Genomic DNA, 15,996 nt, shown 5'->3' with positions numbered 1-15,996 from the left:
CTCAGCGCGCGGAGCGGACGTACACGCGGCGCGGTAAAGCGAGCAGGACGCCGACGATCAGGGCGACCCCGCCGATCACGGCCGTGGTCGTCATGATCTCGAGGGGGAACGCCCCGTCGCGCGCGCCGGTGAAGCGCGCGAGATCCCACGGCAGCACGCCGATCTGCTCGTTCCAGGTGCGGAGGGCATCGCGTGCCCCCATCACCGCGATGGTCGCCGCGGGGAGGGCGTAACCGACGCCCATCCCGGCGAGGGCGACGCCCGCGGCGCGACGGCGACCGAGCTGCGCCGAGAGCGACCAACCGGCCACGACGAACACCCAGGCCACGAGAGCAAAAGCGACCGCGAGGTAAAGGACCCGCACCCAGGATTGCGCCCAGATCGTCGACCAGATGCCCTCCGGCCCCGACAACGACACGGCCAGCAGCGCCACCACGCACCGCAGGACGAGGGCCCCGCCCACCGCCGCGATGATCGGCCAGGGCGAGCGGCGTCCGAGCAGCAGACGCACGGCGGCGGCGAACACGAGCCACCCGGCGACGGCGATGAGCATCCCCCACAGCCCGTCGCGGGGCGTCTGCACGACCCGCGTCATGACGAGAAGCGCGCCGGGCACGAGGATCATGAGCAAACGGTCGAGCGGGAGCAGACCGAGGCTGGACTCTCGAGAGCGCCAGGGGCGGGTGGAGGCGATCCACGATGCGCGGGCGGCGGCCGCTCCGGGTCGGCGGACGAGACGCGTGCGAGCGGCGATCGCGCCGATCAGCAGCCAGACCACGCCGAGGACGAGCAGGACGCGGGCGACCCACTCCGCCGCCGGGTCGACCGTCATCTGCTCGCGCGTGAACGGATCGACCAGCACGGCGAGAACCGTGCCGATGGCGAGGAGGATCGCGACGATGCTGAGGGCCAGGATGCCTCGCCCCGCCGTCGTCGCCATGCACCTACGTTACCCGTCCGTTCCCGGGCTCCCGACCGGCCGGCGGCGGGCATCGGGGCGGGTGGATTCGGGCGCACGCCCCGGGTGCCGGCATCCGGTCCCCTCTCACGGCGGGGCCCCGCCGTCCCGCGGAGTGTGCCGCCGACACGCCGTCTGACGGCCGCGTCGATCGCGATGTTCCCCCCTCGCCTCCGCAGGACGGTCCCGGACCGCCCCGGGCTCAGGCCCTGTCGTGCAGGGTGACGTGGTAGCCGTCGGGGTCGGCGAAGGTGAAGGTGCGGCCGAACGGTCCGTCGATCGGGGCCGTGACGATCCGGTGCCCGTCGGCGGCGAGGGCGTCGTGCATCTGCTGCACCTCGGTGGCGTGGAGCCAGACGGCGACGCCGACGCCCGGCTGGTCCACGCCGGTGAGGTCGGTGCCGGGCGCGAGGTCGCGCAGAGCGAAGGCGATCGGTGCGGTGTCGAAGACGACGGCGTGAGGAGGGCCGGTGGGCGAACGGCGCAAGCCGAGGTACTTCTCGTAGAAGGCGTGGGAGGCGGCGAGGTCGCGCACCTGCAGAGAGATGAAGTCGGGTCCGGTGGCGGGCATGGCATGCTCCTTGCGTGTCAGTTATCTGACAAAGAGCGTATGTCAGAATACTGACATGGCGCAAGAGGCAATCGATCTGGACACCTCGCTCGGCTACCTCCTGAAAGAAGCGGCGAGCGCTCTGCGCGCAGCAATGGAAGACGTGCTGCGCCCGCTCGGAATGACGATCACGCACTACTCCTGCCTCGAGCTGCTCGCCCAGCGGCCCGGCCTGTCGAACTCCGACCTCGCGCGCGGCGCTTTCGTCACACGACAGTCGATGAACGTGCTGCTGCAGAGCCTCGAGCGCGACGGCATCGTCGAGCGTCCCGCGGCGCCGCCGGTCGGCAAGGCCCTCCCCACGCGGCTCACCGTCAAGGGCCGGCGGTCGCTCGAGGCGGCGAGCGCGGCGGTGCGGTCCGTCGAGAAGCGCATGCTGAGCGGGATGACGGATGCCGAACAGGCCGCCGCCCTGCACGCGTTGCGATCGATGGTCACGGCGCTCCGCGACTGAGACGTACGACGACGCGAAGATTGTGTAACAATCTGTGCATGCTTCCCGCCCTCGCGATCCTCGCCGCGGCGCTGTGTTTCTCCACCACGGGCACGGCGCAGGCCCTCGCGGGCGTCGACGCCTCGCCGCTCGCGGTCGGGGCGGCACGGATCGTGGTGGGTGGTGGCATCCTGGGCCTTCTCGCCCTGGCGCAACGCGCGCCCGTGCGGCCGCACCGCGGCTCTCGAACGTCGACGTCGGCACTCATCGCCATCGGAGCGGCCGGAGTCCTCGCCTACCAACCGTTGTTCTTCCTCGGCACGCGCGAGAACGGCGTCGCGATCGGCACGGTCGTCGCCCTCGGGTCCGCACCGATTGCGACCGGGATCGTGGATGCCATCCGCCTCCGCCGCGCCCCGTCACCGCGGTGGATGGTCGCGACCGCCATCGCCCTCCTCGGTGTCGCTCTCGTCTCGGGCGTGACCGGCGGCGCGACCGCGCTCGCCCCGGCGGGCCTGCTCGCCTCGGCGGGCGCGGGAATGTCGTACGCCCTCTATACGGTGTGCGGCAAGGCGCTGATCGAGAGGGGGTGGACCTCCACGCGCGTCATGGGGGCAGTGTTCGGCGTCGCCGCCGCCGCGAGCCTGCCCGTGCTCCTTCTCGCCGGAACGTCGTGGCTGCTCACCCCGAACGGCCTCGCACTCGCCCTGTGGCTCGGGGTCGTGACGACGGCGATCGCGTACCTGCTCTTCGGGTGGGGCCTGGCGCGGCTGGGCGCCGTCACCGTGTCGACGCTGACCCTCGCCGAGCCCCTCGCCGCCACCCTGCTGGGGCTGTTCGTGCTGCGCGAGCAGCTCACGCTCGTCAGCGGAATCGGCCTGGCCCTCATCGCGGTGGGCCTCGCCGTGGTGTCGGTCCCGTCTCGTCGTCGTGAGGAGGTTGCGGATGCCACGGCCCACGCCTGACGGAAACGAAGGCGCCGCAGCGGACACGGGCGGTGCAGCCCCGCACCGCTCGGCGAATTCCACCCCCGGCCCCCGCACCGCCGACGCGGTCGCCGACAGCGTGCGCGCCGGAATCCTGTCGGGCGAACTCGCGCCCGGCACTGCGTTGCGCGAGGAGGAGCTCAGCGCGGCGCACGGCGTCTCACGGCACACCGCACGCACGGCCCTGGCGACACTCACCGCCGAGCGGCTCGCCACCGCCGAGCCCTACCGCGGGGTGCGCGTCTCGCTGCTCGACGACGACGCCCTGATCGCTCTGCAGCAGTTGCGATGCGCCCTCGAGACCGAGGCCCTGCGGATCGTGCGCGAACGCGGCATCCGTCCCCCCGGTATCGACGCCGCGCTCGGCGACCTGGCCACAGCCGAGGCCGCGGGCGACTGGCTCGCCACGCTCGATGCCCACGCGCGCGTCCACCTCGCGCTCGTGGACGCATCCGGATCGCCGCGCATCGCCGAGGAGTACCGCCGTCTCGACGGCGAGATGCGCCTGCTCCTCACTCACGTGCGACCGGCATACGCACCCGGGGCACTGACGCAGGAGCACCGGGCGTACGTCGAGCACGCGCTGCAGGATCCGGAGCGGGTCGTCCGCGCGCACCTCGAGCACTCGACGCGGGCGATCATCGACGGGCGCCGTGGCTGACAAGCCGGGCACATGCCACACGGCGACACATCGCGTCACGCCGCGCAACGGCCCTTCGCCCCTGCCGCACGCGGGGTTAGCGTGGGGTCACATCGCGGCGATCCGGGCGGTCCCGGGCCTCGGCTCATAACCGAAGGCGTGGCGGGTTCGACTCCCGCCGTCGCGTCGACGCCTGACCGGTCAGCACCCGAGTCGGTACGATATATCGCGGAGGTATACCCGTGATCCGACACGTCGATCGAAGCCGCGCCCCGCACGTCATTCGGGCCGCGCGACTCGACCGGGGCATGTCGCAGGCCGACCTGGCACGCGCCGCCGGGATGAGCCAGCCGAATGTCGCCGCCATAGAGAACGGCACGAGGAACCCCAGCGAAGACGCCCTCGAGCGGCTCCTTCGAGCCGCCGACTACCGACCCAGCCTGGCCCTCGAAGACAACGCCGAGGCCATCGTCGAGGCAGGACGACGGCACGGACTCCATGACATCCGCGTATTCGGCTCGATCGCGACGGGCGCCGACCATTTCACGTCGGACATCGACCTTCTCGCTCGCATCGACGGCGGCCGTGGGTATTTCGACATCGCCGCCTTCACGAGCGCGGTCGAAGAGCTCACGGGGTTCGCCGTCGATGTGATCGTCGACGATGAGCAGCGTCCCGCTTTCCTCGACTCGACGGCGATGGCGGCCCTGTGAGGGCTTCCGATCCACAACCGGCGAAGCGCTTCACGCGGGCACCACGAACAGAGCCTCCCCTCACAGACCATGCTCGGGCGAACTTCCTCGAGAGCGTCGACGCCATCGAAGCGTTCCTGAGCCATGCCGTGGGGAGCGGGAGGAGCGCTTTCCAGCGCACCTCCCCCTCGTACGCGTCCGGCCCGATGGCGATCATCCGGGCCGCCGCGCTCTTCGAGACCGACGAGTTCGCTCCGTTCGTCACGAACACGCCCGCCGAGGTCGTCGCGGCCCTGCGGACGATGCGCAATATCGCATCCCACGCGGGCTATCGCGCGATGAATGATGAGCGCCTCTGGGTGACCCTGACGACCGAGCTCCCCCCGTACATCGCCGACTGGCGGCGCGCCGGCGAGAAGCCCCCGTCCGACTGATCCCACACGACTACACCTCAGCCGATACCGCTCCGCGCACGGCCGGCCGACGCTTGCGCACCTCGCGCAGCACGATCTGCTCCGGGCACACCGTCGATAGAAAGTCGCCCACCGACAGCGCCAGCCGTTCCCCGACGAGCGAGTACAGGATGCGATTCGCATCGCGCCGCTCCGTGACGAGACCGGCCTGGCGCAGCACGCCGAGGTGCCGCGAGATGGTCGGCCCGCTCGCGTCGAACCGCGCGGCGATCTCGCCCGCGGCCATCTCACCGTTCTTGAGATCCTGCAGGATCTGGCGCCGCGTCGGGTGCGCGAGAGCGGCAAAGATGTCGGATGCGGCGTCGGTCACGGCATTCAATCTAGCACTGTAGCTAAATTGCGTGTAGCTTCTTCGCTAAATAGCGAAGGAGGCGCCATGACCACCCAGACGAGCACCGAAGGCGGCACGACCCCGGTGCCGGCGATGGCCGCGACGATCGCCCATCGCGTCCTCGTCAACTACCGCGTCGACCCCGACGTCACCCGGTCCCTGCTCCCCCGAAGCCTGCGTCCTCAACTCGTCGCCGGCAGCGCCGTCGCGGGCGTCTGCCTGATCCACCTCACCGGCGTCCGCCCCGCGTGGTTCGCACCCGCCATCGGGCATCGCAGCCGCAACGCCGCGCACCGCATCGCGGTCGAGTGGGATACCGCCGACGGCCCGCGAACCGGCGTCTACATCCCGCGGCGCCACAGTTCCTCCCGACTCGTGCGACTCGTCGGCGGCCGCGTCTTCCCCGGCACGCACTCCCCCGCCGAGGTCACCTTCGACGCCACGCGCGACGACCTCGCGGTCCGCGTCGACGCGAGCGACCTGCGCGTTCGCGTCGCGGGCCGCCGGGGTCCCGGCATCCCGTTCCACAGCCGCCTCTTCGAGAGCCTCGAGGACTCGTCGGCGTTCTTCCAGAAGGATGCCGTCGGTTGGTCGCCCACGCGCTCGGGAATGCTCGAGGGGCTCCGGCTCGACACCGACGCCTGGCGCGTCGAGCCGCTCGCCGTCATCGACCTCTCGTCGACCTTCTTCGAGGCCCTCCCCGCCGGCGCCGCCGAGTTCGACCACGCCCTCCTCATGCGCGACGTTCCGACGCGGTGGAGCAGCGTTTCCGAACCCGCGCCGGCCGCGTGACTCCTGCGAGACTGGAAGCATGACCTCCCCCGCGCCCCAGGATGTGCCCATCGGCAGTGAGGGCATCCGCCTCGGCCCGTTCATGAAGTTCGCCGGCATCCTCGACTCCGGCGGAGACGTGAAAGAGGCGATCATCGACGGCTACGTCGAGGTCAACGGCGAGGTCGATCGCCGCCGCGGACGCCAGCTGCAGGTGGGCGACGTCGTGACGTTCGAGGGGCGCTCGTTCCGCGTGCAGGCCTGACCCCGACGCAATGCGAGAGGCCCGCCACCCCGGAGGGAGAAGCGGGCCTCGAGACATCCTGAGCTCGTGACACAGGATGCCGCTCGAACTCAGTGCTCGTCGTAGTGATCGGCGTGCAGCGCGTGACGGTGGCCGTCGTGCACGTAGTCGGCGTGGTCGTCGTGCTCGACCTTCTCGTGACCGCAGTCATCGCCGTGACGGTGCTCGTCGACGCCGTGCTCGGCCTTCGACTCGTGCTCGTCGTAGTGGTCGCCGTGAAGAGCGTGGTGGTGGGTGCCGTGCACGTAGTCGACGTGGTCGCCGTGCTCGATCTTCTGGTGGCCGCAGTCGTCGCCGTGGGCGTGCTCGTCGACGGTGTGCTCGGCGTGGGTCTCAGCGGTGCTCATTGTTCGTTCCCCTGGTCGTTCGGTTCGGTGACGTGGGCGATCGCATCGAGCACGACATGAGCGACGTGCTGGTCGGCGAGGGCGTAGCGGATCTCTTTGCCCTCGCGTTCCGAGCTGACGAGCCCCGACTGCCGCAGGGTCCGCAGGTGCTGCGACACCAGCGGCTGCGAGAGTGCGGCGCGCTCCGCGAGCGCGCCGACCGTGAGCGGTTCGCGGCTCAGCAGCCAGACGAGCGCCAGACGCGACTCGTTGCCGAGAACCTTGAACAGCTCGGCGGCTTCGTCGAGCCCCGCGATCGTGTCCACATCAGTTAGAACACCACACACATGCACGGATTGCAATGTGTTCACCTATTCGGGAACGGTTCTCGTTTCCGTTATCGCCGAGGCTCGGCCGTCACCCCTGACGCCCCTTGAACCTCGGATTGAGCTTGTTGATGACGAACACCTTGCCGCGCCGACGCACGACCTGCGCGCCGGGCTGCTTCTTGAGGGACTTGATCGACGCTCGAACCTTCATGGCATCCTCCTTGTTGATAAGCATTATCAATAACAAGCTAGAGTGTGTGCACTCCCCTGACAAATGAGAGGTGGATGCCATGCCCCGCACGATCGCCATCATGGGCGTGTGCGCCCCCGAGCGCCGCACCTACGCGGAGCGGACCGCCGTCGCCCTGACGCGGCCCCTCCATCTGCTGCGCTACGCCGACCTCCGCGTGTCTCACACCCTCCCCCTTCCCCGGCCGCGGGCGGACGACACCGCGTCCGTCGTCGATCTCGGTACCGACGTCGACCTCATCCACGCGATCGCGGCGCGCGGCGGATCCGAGATCGAAGCGGTGTGCGTCGTGGACGCCCGTCACATGATCGGCGACCTCCTCGACGACGCCGCCCTGTCGGCATCCGCGACTCCGGGCGACACCCGCGGTGACGTCGGCGCACGGGCACGACAAGCCGCGCTCGCGCTGGAGCTCGCGACGCGAATCGTGTGGGTGAACTGGGAGCAGGTTCCCACGGCGGCCCTCGCGGTGCAGATGGCTCTGGCCTCGCACCTGAACCCGGCGGCGATCGTGCGGCTGTCGCGCGATCCGGTCAGCGATCTGCGCTCGGCGGCGACGTACGAGGGCGAGATCCTCGAGCGAGCCGGGTGGGTGCGCGCCCTCAACGGCGAACACGACCCCTACATGCGCGACAACCGCGTGATGACGCTCCGCTACGAGCAGCTGCGGCCCTTCCACCCCGCGCGTCTCTCAGCGGCGCTCGACCGGCTGGACGCGGGCGCCGCCGGACGCCTGGTGCGCTCGGCGGGCTTCTGCCGCCTGGCGTCGCGCCCCGGCATCCTGGCGCGGTGGGAGCACGTCGGGTCGGCGATGTGGATCGAGCCGCTCGGCACCGACGACGGCCGCATGGGCATGGGGCAGGAGATCGTCTTCACGGGCCTCGACCTCTCGGCGCCGAAGCTCGCGCACGTGCTCGACCACGCCGCCCTCACCGACGACGAGCTCGCCGCCGGACCCTCGGCGTGGCTGGCGTTCGACGACCCGCTGCCCGCGTGGCCTGCGGTGGGTTCGTCGATTCCGGATGCCACCGACTGACCGTGTCAAGCCGGTCGCCCGCGCCGCACCGGAGGAGGAACGTGAGCGCATGAGCACTTCTGACATCCCCTCCCGCCACTCCGACGATGCCCGCGCCGACTCGGCCGCCCCCACCGACGCCGTCACCGACGAGGTCCGCGAAGACGCCGCCGAAGCCGAGGAGCACGTGGACCTCGACGACCACACCGGTGACGCCCTCGAGGGCGACGCAGCCCCCGCCGACGATCCCGGGTTCCCGGCGGCCGAAGGCCACGCCTGAGCCTCGCAGCGAACCGGAGGGGCGCCCATCCTGATCCAGGAGGGCGCCCCTCCCCATGCGCGCAGACACGGCTACCGCGAACCATGACCGGCGGCACGGCCGGCGGGCGACGACGGCCCACGGCCCGCGCTAGGCGATGCGCGTCCCCGGCGGCAGCCTCTTCGCGGGCGTGCGCGTGCGGGCGACGCCCCACGCGAGCAGGCCGCCTGCCAGCAGCAACTGGACGAACAGCCCGACGAACCAGCTCGGCGCGGTGCCCGCGACTCGCTGCTCGGTGCTCGGATAGGCATCGACGCTCCACCCGCGCGATTGAGCACATCCGTCGAACGACGTGGTCACGTCGGGAGTGATCTGCGCCAGACGGACGCCGGAGGCGATCTGCGAGAACAGGTCGGTCGGGTAGCCGTCGACGTACGTCGGCGGAGTCGCGTCGGCGAGGATCACGAAGGGGTTCGCCGCGAGGATCCACCACACGCGATCGAAACGCGGCTGCTCCGAGAGGGTGCGGGACTCGACGCACGGCAACTGGTCGTAACTCGGGCAATCCGTCGACCGCACCGGGGCGCCGGGGTCGCACCCGGCAGGGATGGCGTTCCAATCGACCTCGCGGCTGATCGTCGTCGTCTGGGTGCGCAGAGCCGCACCCCCGAGCCCGAAGGCGATGAGCGTCCCCACCGTCAACGCCGCCACCAGCAGATACGTTGACGCGACGGAGAAGATGGGCCGGGCGATCACCGCGCTCAGCCCCACCCCGATCGCTGCGACGACGCCGACCTCGATGATCAGGATGCCGAGCGACGTCACGATCGCACCGGGGTTGAGCTCTCCGGCGAGCGTCGCGACGACGAGGAACGGTAGAGCCACGACCAGGAACGCCAGGCCCGAGATCCACGCGGCGAGGAATTTGCCGATCACGATCTCCGTCGTCGTGACGAGAGTGACCTGGACGGGAGCGAGGGTCGCCGCATCACGATCACCGTTCACCGCGCTGCCGCTCAGGGTCGGCGAGACCAGCAGCGTGAGCAGCAGCACGAGCATGATGACGAGCGAGAAGAACCATTCGCTGCCGCCCGTCGTGAGCGAGAACGCGGCGAACGAGAGGCTCAGCAGCGCGATGAGGATGACCGCGAAGATCCCGAGCAGCACGTACCAGCCGACGGAGCGCACGCGCTGACGCAGCTCGATGCCGATGATCGTGCGCAGGCGATGCAGGTTCACGAGGTGCTCCCGTCGTCGGTACGGTCGGCGTCGGCGTCGGCGGCGGCCGGCGGTGCCCACGAGCCGTGCGGCGGGGATACTCCCGCTTCCGCGGCGTCGGCCGTCGAACCATCGGGGACGTCGGTTTTCTTCGGCGCGGGTCCGGTCTTCAGATCGAGGAACGCGTGTTCGAGATCGCCCACCGCCGGAGCGAACTCCGCCACCGGGAGCCCCGCACCCACGAGCGCCCGCAGGCCCACGACCGCGCCCGCTTCGTCGGAGAACGGCACGAGGATGTCGCGACGATCGACCCGCACCTCCTCGGCCGTCCGGCCCAGGGCGGCCGCGACATCGAGACGCACGGCCTCTGCGGAACGCGCGGCATCGGCGGCGACGCGCACACGCCACACCCGCACGCGGGTCGCCGCCGCGGCGACGCGATCGGTGCCGACGGTCCGCCCGTCGACCAGGAACACGGCGTCGTCGACGACCTCTTCGAGCTCGGACAGCACGTGACTCGAGATGAGGATCGTGCGTCCCTCACCCGCCAGCCGTCGCAGCAGCACGCGCAATGCGATACGCGCCTGAGGGTCGAGGCCCGAGGCGGGCTCGTCGAGCAGCAGCACCCGGGGGTCGTGCACCAGAGCACGAGCCAACGCCAGTCTCTGCTTCTGCCCGCGTGACAGCACGCGAGCGGGAGAGGCGGCGAGCGCGCCGAGGTCGACGAGCTCGAGCAGGTGTTCGGCCCGGGCCCGCGCGTCCTCGCGCGAAAGGTCGTAGAGCTGCGCGGTCGCCACCAGCACCTCGCGCGAGGTGAGACTCGGCCAGGCGCCGAGGGAATCCGGCATCCACCCCAGAAGACGACGCGCGCCGGCGGGGTCGGACACGGGGTCGATGTCACCGATGCGCAGCTCGCCCTCGTCGGGTCTCAGGAGCGACGCGAGCATGAGCATGAGCGTCGTCTTGCCCGAACCGTTGGGCCCGACGAGTCCGGTGACCCGACCGGGCAGAGCCCTGAACGTCACCTGCTGCACCGCGTGCACCGCCCCGAAGGACCGTTTGACTCCCGCGACGTCGATACCGGCATCCATAGCCTCACCATAGAGGGAGCCTCCGACACCGCCGAGGGCTCTCGTCGTCGAGCGGCCGTCACACCCCGACGATGGCGAGGTTCATCAGGGTTTTTCGCTCGATCGCTGCCCGCGCGTGTCCCCGATGCGCTTCAGGATGCCGCGAGCGCCCGCCCCAGCGCGTCGCCCGAGGCCCACGCGGTGCGGACGGCGGCGCTGTCGCCCCACGCGTCTCCGCAGGCCGAGAGTCCCGGCGAGCGGAAGAACGGCTGCCCGGTCGTCTCGACGGGACGGGCGAAGGTCCAGCGATGCGCGAGCGTCGACACCGGCTCGACGTCGATGCCGAGCAGCCGCCGGGTCGCCGCGAGCACCGGGGCGATCGCCGTCTCGGGGTCGTCGAGGTGCTGTCTGGCGCGGTCGGCCGTGGTGTGGACGACGAGCACGGGAGCATCGTCCCCGCGGCGGTCGCCGTCGTCGGCGACAAACGACACGTCGGCGTCACCGTCGGCGAAGGCGCCGTGCAGGTCGGCATCCCATTGCCGCTGATCCCACCGCAGGACGACGGCGATCACCGGGTCCCACTGCTGAGCGCCGCCCGGCGCCTCGCCGGTCAGCCGCGCGGCCTGCGGAGCCGGCATCGCCAGGACGACCTCGCCCGCATCGTCGCCGTCGACCCGGAAAGGCGCCACGCTCTCGACGACGCGCTCCGACGAGACGTCGAGACCCTCGGCCAGGTCGAGGGCGAGCGAACGCAGCCCGGCAGGAGCGGCCCACCGCATCGGTCCGGGCTTCGGCGTCCACCCGCCGTCGGCGTCGATCACCTGGAACGTGTCGGTCCACGGGCGCGCAAGACCCCGCTCCTCCCAGTCGGCGATGACGTGCGCGAACCCTTCGGCCTCGCCGACCACGAAGTACGAGGCCCCGAGGTCGACGGGTCGACCGTCGATCGTGCGGCTCGACAGACGTCCGCCCACCCGGCGCCCGCGATCGAGCACTCGCACCGAGCGACCGGCATCCTGAACCGCCCGCGCGCACGCGAGCCCCGAGATCCCGCCGCCGACCACCGTCACGTCCATCGTCATGCGGCCATCCTGTCGGCTGCGCGCGCGCCGGGCGTCGGGGTTGCGCGGGCCGGGTGGCGGCGTTGCGCGGGCCGAACTCCTGAGAATCGCTGCGTCTCCGCCCGTCCGAGGACCGACCCGACCGCCACGCGCGCCGAAACTCAGGAGTTCCGTACCGCCCGGAAGAACTCGACGCCCAGATCGGGATGATCCACGAACACCCCGTCGAGCTCGGCGTCGCGCAGAACGGCCCACTCGCGTCGCCAGTCACCGAACGCGGCGTCGCCACCGGGGACGCGGTACTCGGGTAGAAGAAAGGTGTTCTCGGGCCGACAGGTCCACGCGAACACCCGCAGACCCCGCTCCTGGGCCTCGCGCACGACAGGCGCCGGGCCGCGGGCCGCTCCCCGCTCGTCGGGCGCGAGCACGACCCGCTTGTCGGGGCTGATCCCCTGCACCTCCGCCGCGAGGGCATCGAGTCCGGCCGCGGTCAGCATCGACGCGTAGGAGGTGGCCTCGGCCCCGTCGCGCTCCCGGAAGTCCCACGGCGCCCCCTGCGCCTCGATCAGCTGCACGAGCGGGATCCGGATGCCGCGTTCTCGCAGCCGCGCCAGGACCAGGGGCTCGAACGACTCGATGACGAGGGCGTCCTCGGCATCCCGCCATCCCGCCGCGCGCAGCTCGACGTCGACGAGCTCGGCCAGGTCGAACCCGAGCCGGGCGAAGGACGCCGCGTGCTTGATCTCGAGCACCACGCCCACCCCGCTCTGCCGGGCGAGGTCGAGGACGTCGCGAAGGCGCAGCACCGGTTCGGTGTCGTCGTGGGCCGCGCTGTCGGGACGGAGCGCGGGGATCCGCTCGCGGCACTGCAGCGTCCGCAGCTCCTCCCACGTGAAGTCCTCGACGAACCAGCCGGTCAGCCGCTCCCCGTCGACGATCTTCGAGGTGCGCCGCTCGGCGAACTCCGGTCGCGTCGACACGTCCGTGGTGCCGGAGATCTCGTTCTCGTGCCGCACGACCAGCACGCCGTCCTTCGAGGGGACGACGTCGGGCTCGACGGCATCCACCCCCTCCGCGATCGCCCGCAGATACGAACTGCGCGAGTGCTCTGGCAGGTACCCGGGGGCACCGCGATGACCGATGACGAGGGGCACCTCGACACGCTAACGGCACCGGGTGAACAGCGAGTGCGCTCAGAGCAGAATCCCAGTCAGCACAAGGAATCTGCCGCCCTGCTCGGCTAGTGTTGTCTGACAGCACGGTGCTGTGATCACCATCTTTGGAGTGTGAGTTCCCGTGGCCCTCAACAACCCGGCATTCAACAACCCGGCGTTCCAGGACCCTCGAGCCGGTGGCGCTAACACGCGCTACAGCCCGCCCCCGGCCGTCGATCCCGCCGCCGCCGCCTCGATCGAAGGCGCGTACGCCGCCCCGTCGGCGAGCGCCGTCGAGACCGGTCGCATGACGGTCGAAGACACCGTCATGAAAACCCTCGCCCTGTTCGGCATCCTCGTCGTCACGGCCGTCGTCGGCTGGATCTGGTCGATGGCCGGCGTCAGCGTCGCCAACCCGAACCCCAGCGCCGCCCCGATGATCGTCGGTGGCCTGGTCGGCTTCGTGCTGGCGATGGTCGCGACGTTCAAGAAGAAGCCCTCCGTCCCCGTCTTCATCGCCTACGCGGCGTTCGAGGGTCTGTTCGTGGGTGGCATCTCGGCCTTCTTCGAGTTCATCTTCCCGGGCATCGTCCTGCAGGCGACGCTGGGCACCCTCTCGGTCGTCGGTGTGACCCTCGCGCTGTTCGCGAGTGGCAAGATCCGCGCCTCGGCCCGGGCCACCAAGATCTTCATGATCGCCATGGTCGGCTACATGGTCTTCGCCCTGCTCAACCTGGGCCTGATGCTGTTCAACGTCCCCATCGCGGGCGGTGCCTTCGGCCTGTACAGCATGAAGATCGCGGGTATCCCGCTCGGTCTCGTCATCGGCGTCTTCGTGGTCATCATGGCCGCGTACTCGCTGGTGCTCGACTTCGACCAGATCCAGCGCGGCGTCCGTAACGGTGCAGCCCGCGTCTACGGCTGGGTCGGCGCCTTCGGCATCATGGTCACCGTCGTGTGGCTGTACGTCGAGATCCTGCGCATGATCGCGATCCTGCGCGGCAACAACTGACACCGCGTTCTCGCGCGAAGGGCCGTCCCGTTTCGGGGCGGCCCTTCGTCGTGGAGTGCCGGCATCCGGGCTCCCCCCTCCTCTCCCTCACTCCCCCACACGCCCACCACCATTGAGTGTCCGAAACACCCGGACCCCTCGAGAAACCGTCCGGGTGTCCTGGACACTCAACGCCCCGCAACGCCCCCGCACCCCGCCCAGCTCCGAGTGTCCACAACACCCGGACCCCCCGAGAAACCGTCCGGGTGTCCTGGACACTCAACGCCCCGCAACGCCCCCGCACCCCGCCCGCAAGGGGTTCGAACCCCGAATGCCGCGGCGCTAGCCTCACGCCATGAGCCCCGCGAAGACCCCGCCCGAGATCCTCGACGTCGACGGCCACGAGGTGCGCGTCACGAGCCCCGACCGCGTTGTCTTCCACGAGCCCGGCCTCACCAAACTCGACCTCGTGCGGTACTACCTCTCCGTCGCCGAGGGCGCGCTGCGCGGCGCGGGCGGTCGACCGATGGTGCTCAAGCGCTTCTCGAAGGGTCTCGACCAGGAGCCGTTCTTCCAGAAGCGCGTCCCCGAGCACCACCCCGACTTCATCGACACCGCGACCCTGCGCTACGCCTCGGGCACCTCTGCCGAAGAGACGGTGATCCGGGATGCCGCGGGCCTGGCCTGGGTCGTCAACCTCGGCTGCCTCGACCTGAACCCGCATCCCGTCCGTGCCGAAGACCTCGATCACCCCGACGAGCTGCGGGTCGACCTCGACCCGATGCCCGGCGTGGATTGGTCGCAGATCGTCGATGTCGCGTTCATCGCCCGCGATGTGCTCGAAGACCACGGTCTCGTCGGTTGGCCCAAGACCTCGGGGTCACGCGGCCTCCACATCCTCGTGCGCATCCGCCCCGAGTGGGACTACGCCGACGTCCGTCTGGCCGCCGAAACGCTCGCGCGCGAGGTCGAGAACCGCGCCCCGGGACTCGCGACCGCCCGCTGGTGGAAGGAGGAGCGCGGCGAGAGCGTCTTCGTCGACTTCAACCAGAACGCCAAGGACCGCACGGTCGCCTCGGCGTACTCGATCCGCGCGCTTCCCGACGCTCGCGTGTCGACGCCGCTCACCTGGGACGAGGTGCGCGACCGTCGCCCCGGGGAATTCACCGTTCTGACCGTGCCTGAGCGCTTCCGCAGCGTGGGCGATCCCCATGCCGGCATCGACGACGCGGCGGGCTCGCTCGATGCGCTCCTCGCCCTGGCGAAAGAGCTCGGCCCCGCCGAGAAACCCCCGCGCGGCTCCGACGGTTCGGGTCGCCGAGCCTCGACCATGCCGCTCATCGAGGTCGCGCGGACGAAGACCAAGACCGAGGCGCTCGACGCCCTCGAGACCTGGAAGCAGCGGCATCCCGAAGCGGCATCTGAGCTCCACCCCGCTGACGTGCTCGTCGACGGTATGCGCGGGTCGAGTTCACTCTGGTACCGCGTGCGCGTGAACCTCCAGCACGTGCCGGATGCCGAGCGCCCGGCGCAGGAGAATCTGATCGCCGACTACGACCCCTGGGCCGGCCGCTCAGCTCCCTGATCCCGCGTGAGCGAGGCGACCAGGTGGCGCCGACCGTAGCGGTACGCCTCGTCGAGGTCGCCGCCGAGGCGGAAGGCCCCCGCGAGCTCCATCGTGACGAACCCGGTGGCCCACGCCGTCAACAGCCGAGCGGCGTCGAGCGCGTGCACCTCACCCACCGCCGACGTCGTCGCGCGCAGCACCGGCGCGCTCGTGGCGGCGAGGCGGTCGGCATCCACCACCGTCGTGAACAACAGACGGAACGCCTCCGGCCTGTCGTGCCCGAACGCGCGGAAGGCGACCAGCAGATCGTCGAGGTCTGCGGATGCCGTCTCGAGCCGCACCGTCAGGTCGTCGGCCGCGGCTGCCCCGACGAGTCCGAGCAGGGCCTCGCGGTCGCGCACCCTCTTGTACAGCGACGGAGCCTTGACCCCGACCGCCTGGGCGACGGCCTGCATCGTCACGACGCTGGGTCCGCCCTCTTCGAGCAGTCGCGCGGCCGCCTCGACGATCTCGTCGAGCGACGTTCTCTCCGGTGTGGGCACGGACCCCCCTCATGGC

General features: G+C 70.7%; 22 protein-coding genes and 1 tRNA gene. 12 read left to right on the top strand and 11 right to left on the bottom strand.

What is annotated here, in order from left to right; genetic code table 11:
• Position 1 precedes the first annotated feature (1 nt).
• Together NE358_RS03080 and NE358_RS03075 are read right to left on the bottom strand one after the other, a co-directional pair.
• Entirely contained in the window at positions 2 to 940 is a 939-nt protein-coding gene (locus tag NE358_RS03080) for a hypothetical protein (RefSeq protein ID WP_289941382.1), read from the bottom strand.
• 220 nt (positions 941 to 1,160) lie between these two features.
• Positions 1,161 to 1,529 (bottom strand): VOC family protein, encoded by a 369-nt coding sequence (locus tag NE358_RS03075; RefSeq protein WP_289941381.1) that lies wholly within the window; start codon positions 1,527 to 1,529, stop codon positions 1,161 to 1,163.
• 55 nt (positions 1,530 to 1,584) lie between these two features.
• On the opposite strand from NE358_RS03075, the gene NE358_RS03070 reads away from it, so the two are divergent.
• From NE358_RS03070 to NE358_RS03045, 6 genes are all read left to right on the top strand, one after another.
• On the top strand, positions 1,585 to 2,022 hold the full coding sequence (locus NE358_RS03070; protein ID WP_289941379.1) for a MarR family winged helix-turn-helix transcriptional regulator: 438 nt from the start codon (positions 1,585 to 1,587) through the stop codon (positions 2,020 to 2,022).
• 38 nt (positions 2,023 to 2,060) lie between these two features.
• Positions 2,061 to 2,966, top strand: a complete 906-nt coding sequence (locus NE358_RS03065; RefSeq protein WP_289941376.1) for a DMT family transporter — start codon at positions 2,061 to 2,063, stop codon at positions 2,964 to 2,966.
• A complete protein-coding gene (locus NE358_RS03060; protein ID WP_103206688.1) occupies positions 2,947 to 3,648 on the top strand; it encodes a GntR family transcriptional regulator in 702 nt (233 codons plus the stop codon). The genes NE358_RS03065 and NE358_RS03060 overlap by 20 nt, the downstream gene beginning before the upstream one ends.
• A gap of 93 nt (positions 3,649 to 3,741) precedes the next feature.
• Positions 3,742 to 3,814: transfer RNA gene (locus tag NE358_RS03055), tRNA-Met, on the top strand.
• Between the two features lie 55 nt (positions 3,815 to 3,869).
• Positions 3,870 to 4,340: a helix-turn-helix domain-containing protein gene (locus tag NE358_RS03050; RefSeq protein WP_218026306.1), complete on the top strand. Its 471-nt coding sequence runs from the start codon at positions 3,870 to 3,872 to the stop codon at positions 4,338 to 4,340.
• A 185-nt stretch (positions 4,341 to 4,525) separates the two neighbouring features.
• On the top strand, positions 4,526 to 4,753 hold the full coding sequence (locus NE358_RS03045; protein WP_141375124.1) for a ribonuclease HepT family protein: 228 nt from the start codon (positions 4,526 to 4,528) through the stop codon (positions 4,751 to 4,753).
• A gap of 10 nt (positions 4,754 to 4,763) precedes the next feature.
• Here NE358_RS03045 and NE358_RS03040 read toward each other — a convergent pair whose 3' ends face one another.
• Positions 4,764 to 5,102 (bottom strand): metalloregulator ArsR/SmtB family transcription factor, encoded by a 339-nt coding sequence (locus tag NE358_RS03040; RefSeq protein WP_103206690.1) that lies wholly within the window; start codon positions 5,100 to 5,102, stop codon positions 4,764 to 4,766.
• A 66-nt stretch (positions 5,103 to 5,168) separates the two neighbouring features.
• Here NE358_RS03040 and NE358_RS03035 point away from each other — a divergent pair, with 66 nt between their 5' ends.
• Together NE358_RS03035 and NE358_RS03030 are read left to right on the top strand one after the other, a co-directional pair.
• The gene (locus tag NE358_RS03035; RefSeq protein ID WP_289941370.1) at positions 5,169 to 5,915 is read left to right on the top strand and encodes a DUF2071 domain-containing protein; all 747 of its coding nucleotides are present in this window, start codon (positions 5,169 to 5,171) and stop codon (positions 5,913 to 5,915) included.
• 19 nt (positions 5,916 to 5,934) lie between these two features.
• Complete coding sequence (locus tag NE358_RS03030; protein ID WP_115915837.1) at positions 5,935 to 6,159, top strand: RNA-binding S4 domain-containing protein; 225 nt, start codon at positions 5,935 to 5,937, stop codon at positions 6,157 to 6,159.
• A gap of 89 nt (positions 6,160 to 6,248) precedes the next feature.
• Here the strand turns inward: NE358_RS03030 and NE358_RS03025 are convergent, their stop codons facing one another.
• The 3 genes from NE358_RS03025 to ykgO all read right to left on the bottom strand — a co-directional run bounded on the left by NE358_RS03025 (position 6,249) and on the right by ykgO (position 7,064).
• A complete protein-coding gene (locus NE358_RS03025) occupies positions 6,249 to 6,545 on the bottom strand; it encodes a hypothetical protein (protein ID WP_103206692.1) in 297 nt (98 codons plus the stop codon).
• On the bottom strand, positions 6,542 to 6,850 hold the full coding sequence (locus NE358_RS03020; protein WP_289941363.1) for an ArsR/SmtB family transcription factor: 309 nt from the start codon (positions 6,848 to 6,850) through the stop codon (positions 6,542 to 6,544). Before NE358_RS03020 ends, NE358_RS03025 begins: the two co-directional genes overlap by 4 nt.
• 91 nt (positions 6,851 to 6,941) lie before the next feature.
• The gene (gene ykgO, locus NE358_RS03015; RefSeq protein WP_056226526.1) at positions 6,942 to 7,064 is read right to left on the bottom strand and encodes a type B 50S ribosomal protein L36; all 123 of its coding nucleotides are present in this window, start codon (positions 7,062 to 7,064) and stop codon (positions 6,942 to 6,944) included.
• A 79-nt stretch (positions 7,065 to 7,143) separates the two neighbouring features.
• Between ykgO and NE358_RS03010 the strand changes: the two genes are divergently transcribed.
• Together NE358_RS03010 and NE358_RS03005 are read left to right on the top strand one after the other, a co-directional pair.
• Positions 7,144 to 8,139, top strand: coding sequence for a GTP-binding protein (locus NE358_RS03010; RefSeq protein WP_103206694.1), 996 nt, complete (start codon positions 7,144 to 7,146; stop codon positions 8,137 to 8,139).
• Positions 8,140 to 8,188: 49 nt separating this feature from the next.
• Positions 8,189 to 8,398, top strand: a complete 210-nt coding sequence (locus tag NE358_RS03005) for a hypothetical protein (protein ID WP_116238639.1) — start codon at positions 8,189 to 8,191, stop codon at positions 8,396 to 8,398.
• Between the two features lie 129 nt (positions 8,399 to 8,527).
• On the opposite strand, the gene NE358_RS03000 is transcribed toward NE358_RS03005, so the two are convergent.
• From NE358_RS03000 to NE358_RS02985, 4 genes are all read right to left on the bottom strand, one after another.
• Positions 8,528 to 9,616: an ABC transporter permease gene (locus NE358_RS03000; protein WP_103207084.1), complete on the bottom strand. Its 1,089-nt coding sequence runs from the start codon at positions 9,614 to 9,616 to the stop codon at positions 8,528 to 8,530.
• Complete coding sequence (locus tag NE358_RS02995) at positions 9,613 to 10,686, bottom strand: ABC transporter ATP-binding protein (protein ID WP_289941353.1); 1,074 nt, start codon at positions 10,684 to 10,686, stop codon at positions 9,613 to 9,615. Before NE358_RS02995 ends, NE358_RS03000 begins: the two co-directional genes overlap by 4 nt.
• A gap of 131 nt (positions 10,687 to 10,817) precedes the next feature.
• The gene (locus NE358_RS02990) at positions 10,818 to 11,747 is read right to left on the bottom strand and encodes an NAD(P)/FAD-dependent oxidoreductase (RefSeq protein ID WP_289941351.1); all 930 of its coding nucleotides are present in this window, start codon (positions 11,745 to 11,747) and stop codon (positions 10,818 to 10,820) included.
• Between the two features lie 140 nt (positions 11,748 to 11,887).
• Positions 11,888 to 12,880, bottom strand: coding sequence for a glycerophosphodiester phosphodiesterase family protein (locus NE358_RS02985; RefSeq protein ID WP_289941349.1), 993 nt, complete (start codon positions 12,878 to 12,880; stop codon positions 11,888 to 11,890).
• 142 nt (positions 12,881 to 13,022) lie between these two features.
• Between NE358_RS02985 and NE358_RS02980 the strand changes: the two genes are divergently transcribed.
• The gene (locus NE358_RS02980; RefSeq protein ID WP_103206699.1) at positions 13,023 to 13,892 is read left to right on the top strand and encodes a Bax inhibitor-1/YccA family protein; all 870 of its coding nucleotides are present in this window, start codon (positions 13,023 to 13,025) and stop codon (positions 13,890 to 13,892) included.
• A gap of 334 nt (positions 13,893 to 14,226) precedes the next feature.
• Positions 14,227 to 15,456: a non-homologous end-joining DNA ligase gene (gene ligD / locus NE358_RS02975; RefSeq protein WP_289941346.1), complete on the top strand. Its 1,230-nt coding sequence runs from the start codon at positions 14,227 to 14,229 to the stop codon at positions 15,454 to 15,456.
• Here ligD and NE358_RS02970 read toward each other — a convergent pair.
• The gene (locus NE358_RS02970; protein ID WP_116238644.1) at positions 15,423 to 15,980 is read right to left on the bottom strand and encodes a TetR/AcrR family transcriptional regulator; all 558 of its coding nucleotides are present in this window, start codon (positions 15,978 to 15,980) and stop codon (positions 15,423 to 15,425) included. The genes ligD and NE358_RS02970 overlap by 34 nt on opposite strands.
• Positions 15,981 to 15,996: the final 16 nt, after the last annotated feature.

The sequence above is a fragment of the Sphingomonas sp. G5 genome (genome assembly GCF_052660795.1).
Note: the sequence above shows the minus strand (reverse complement) of the source record. Positions and strands in the feature narration are given on the sequence as shown.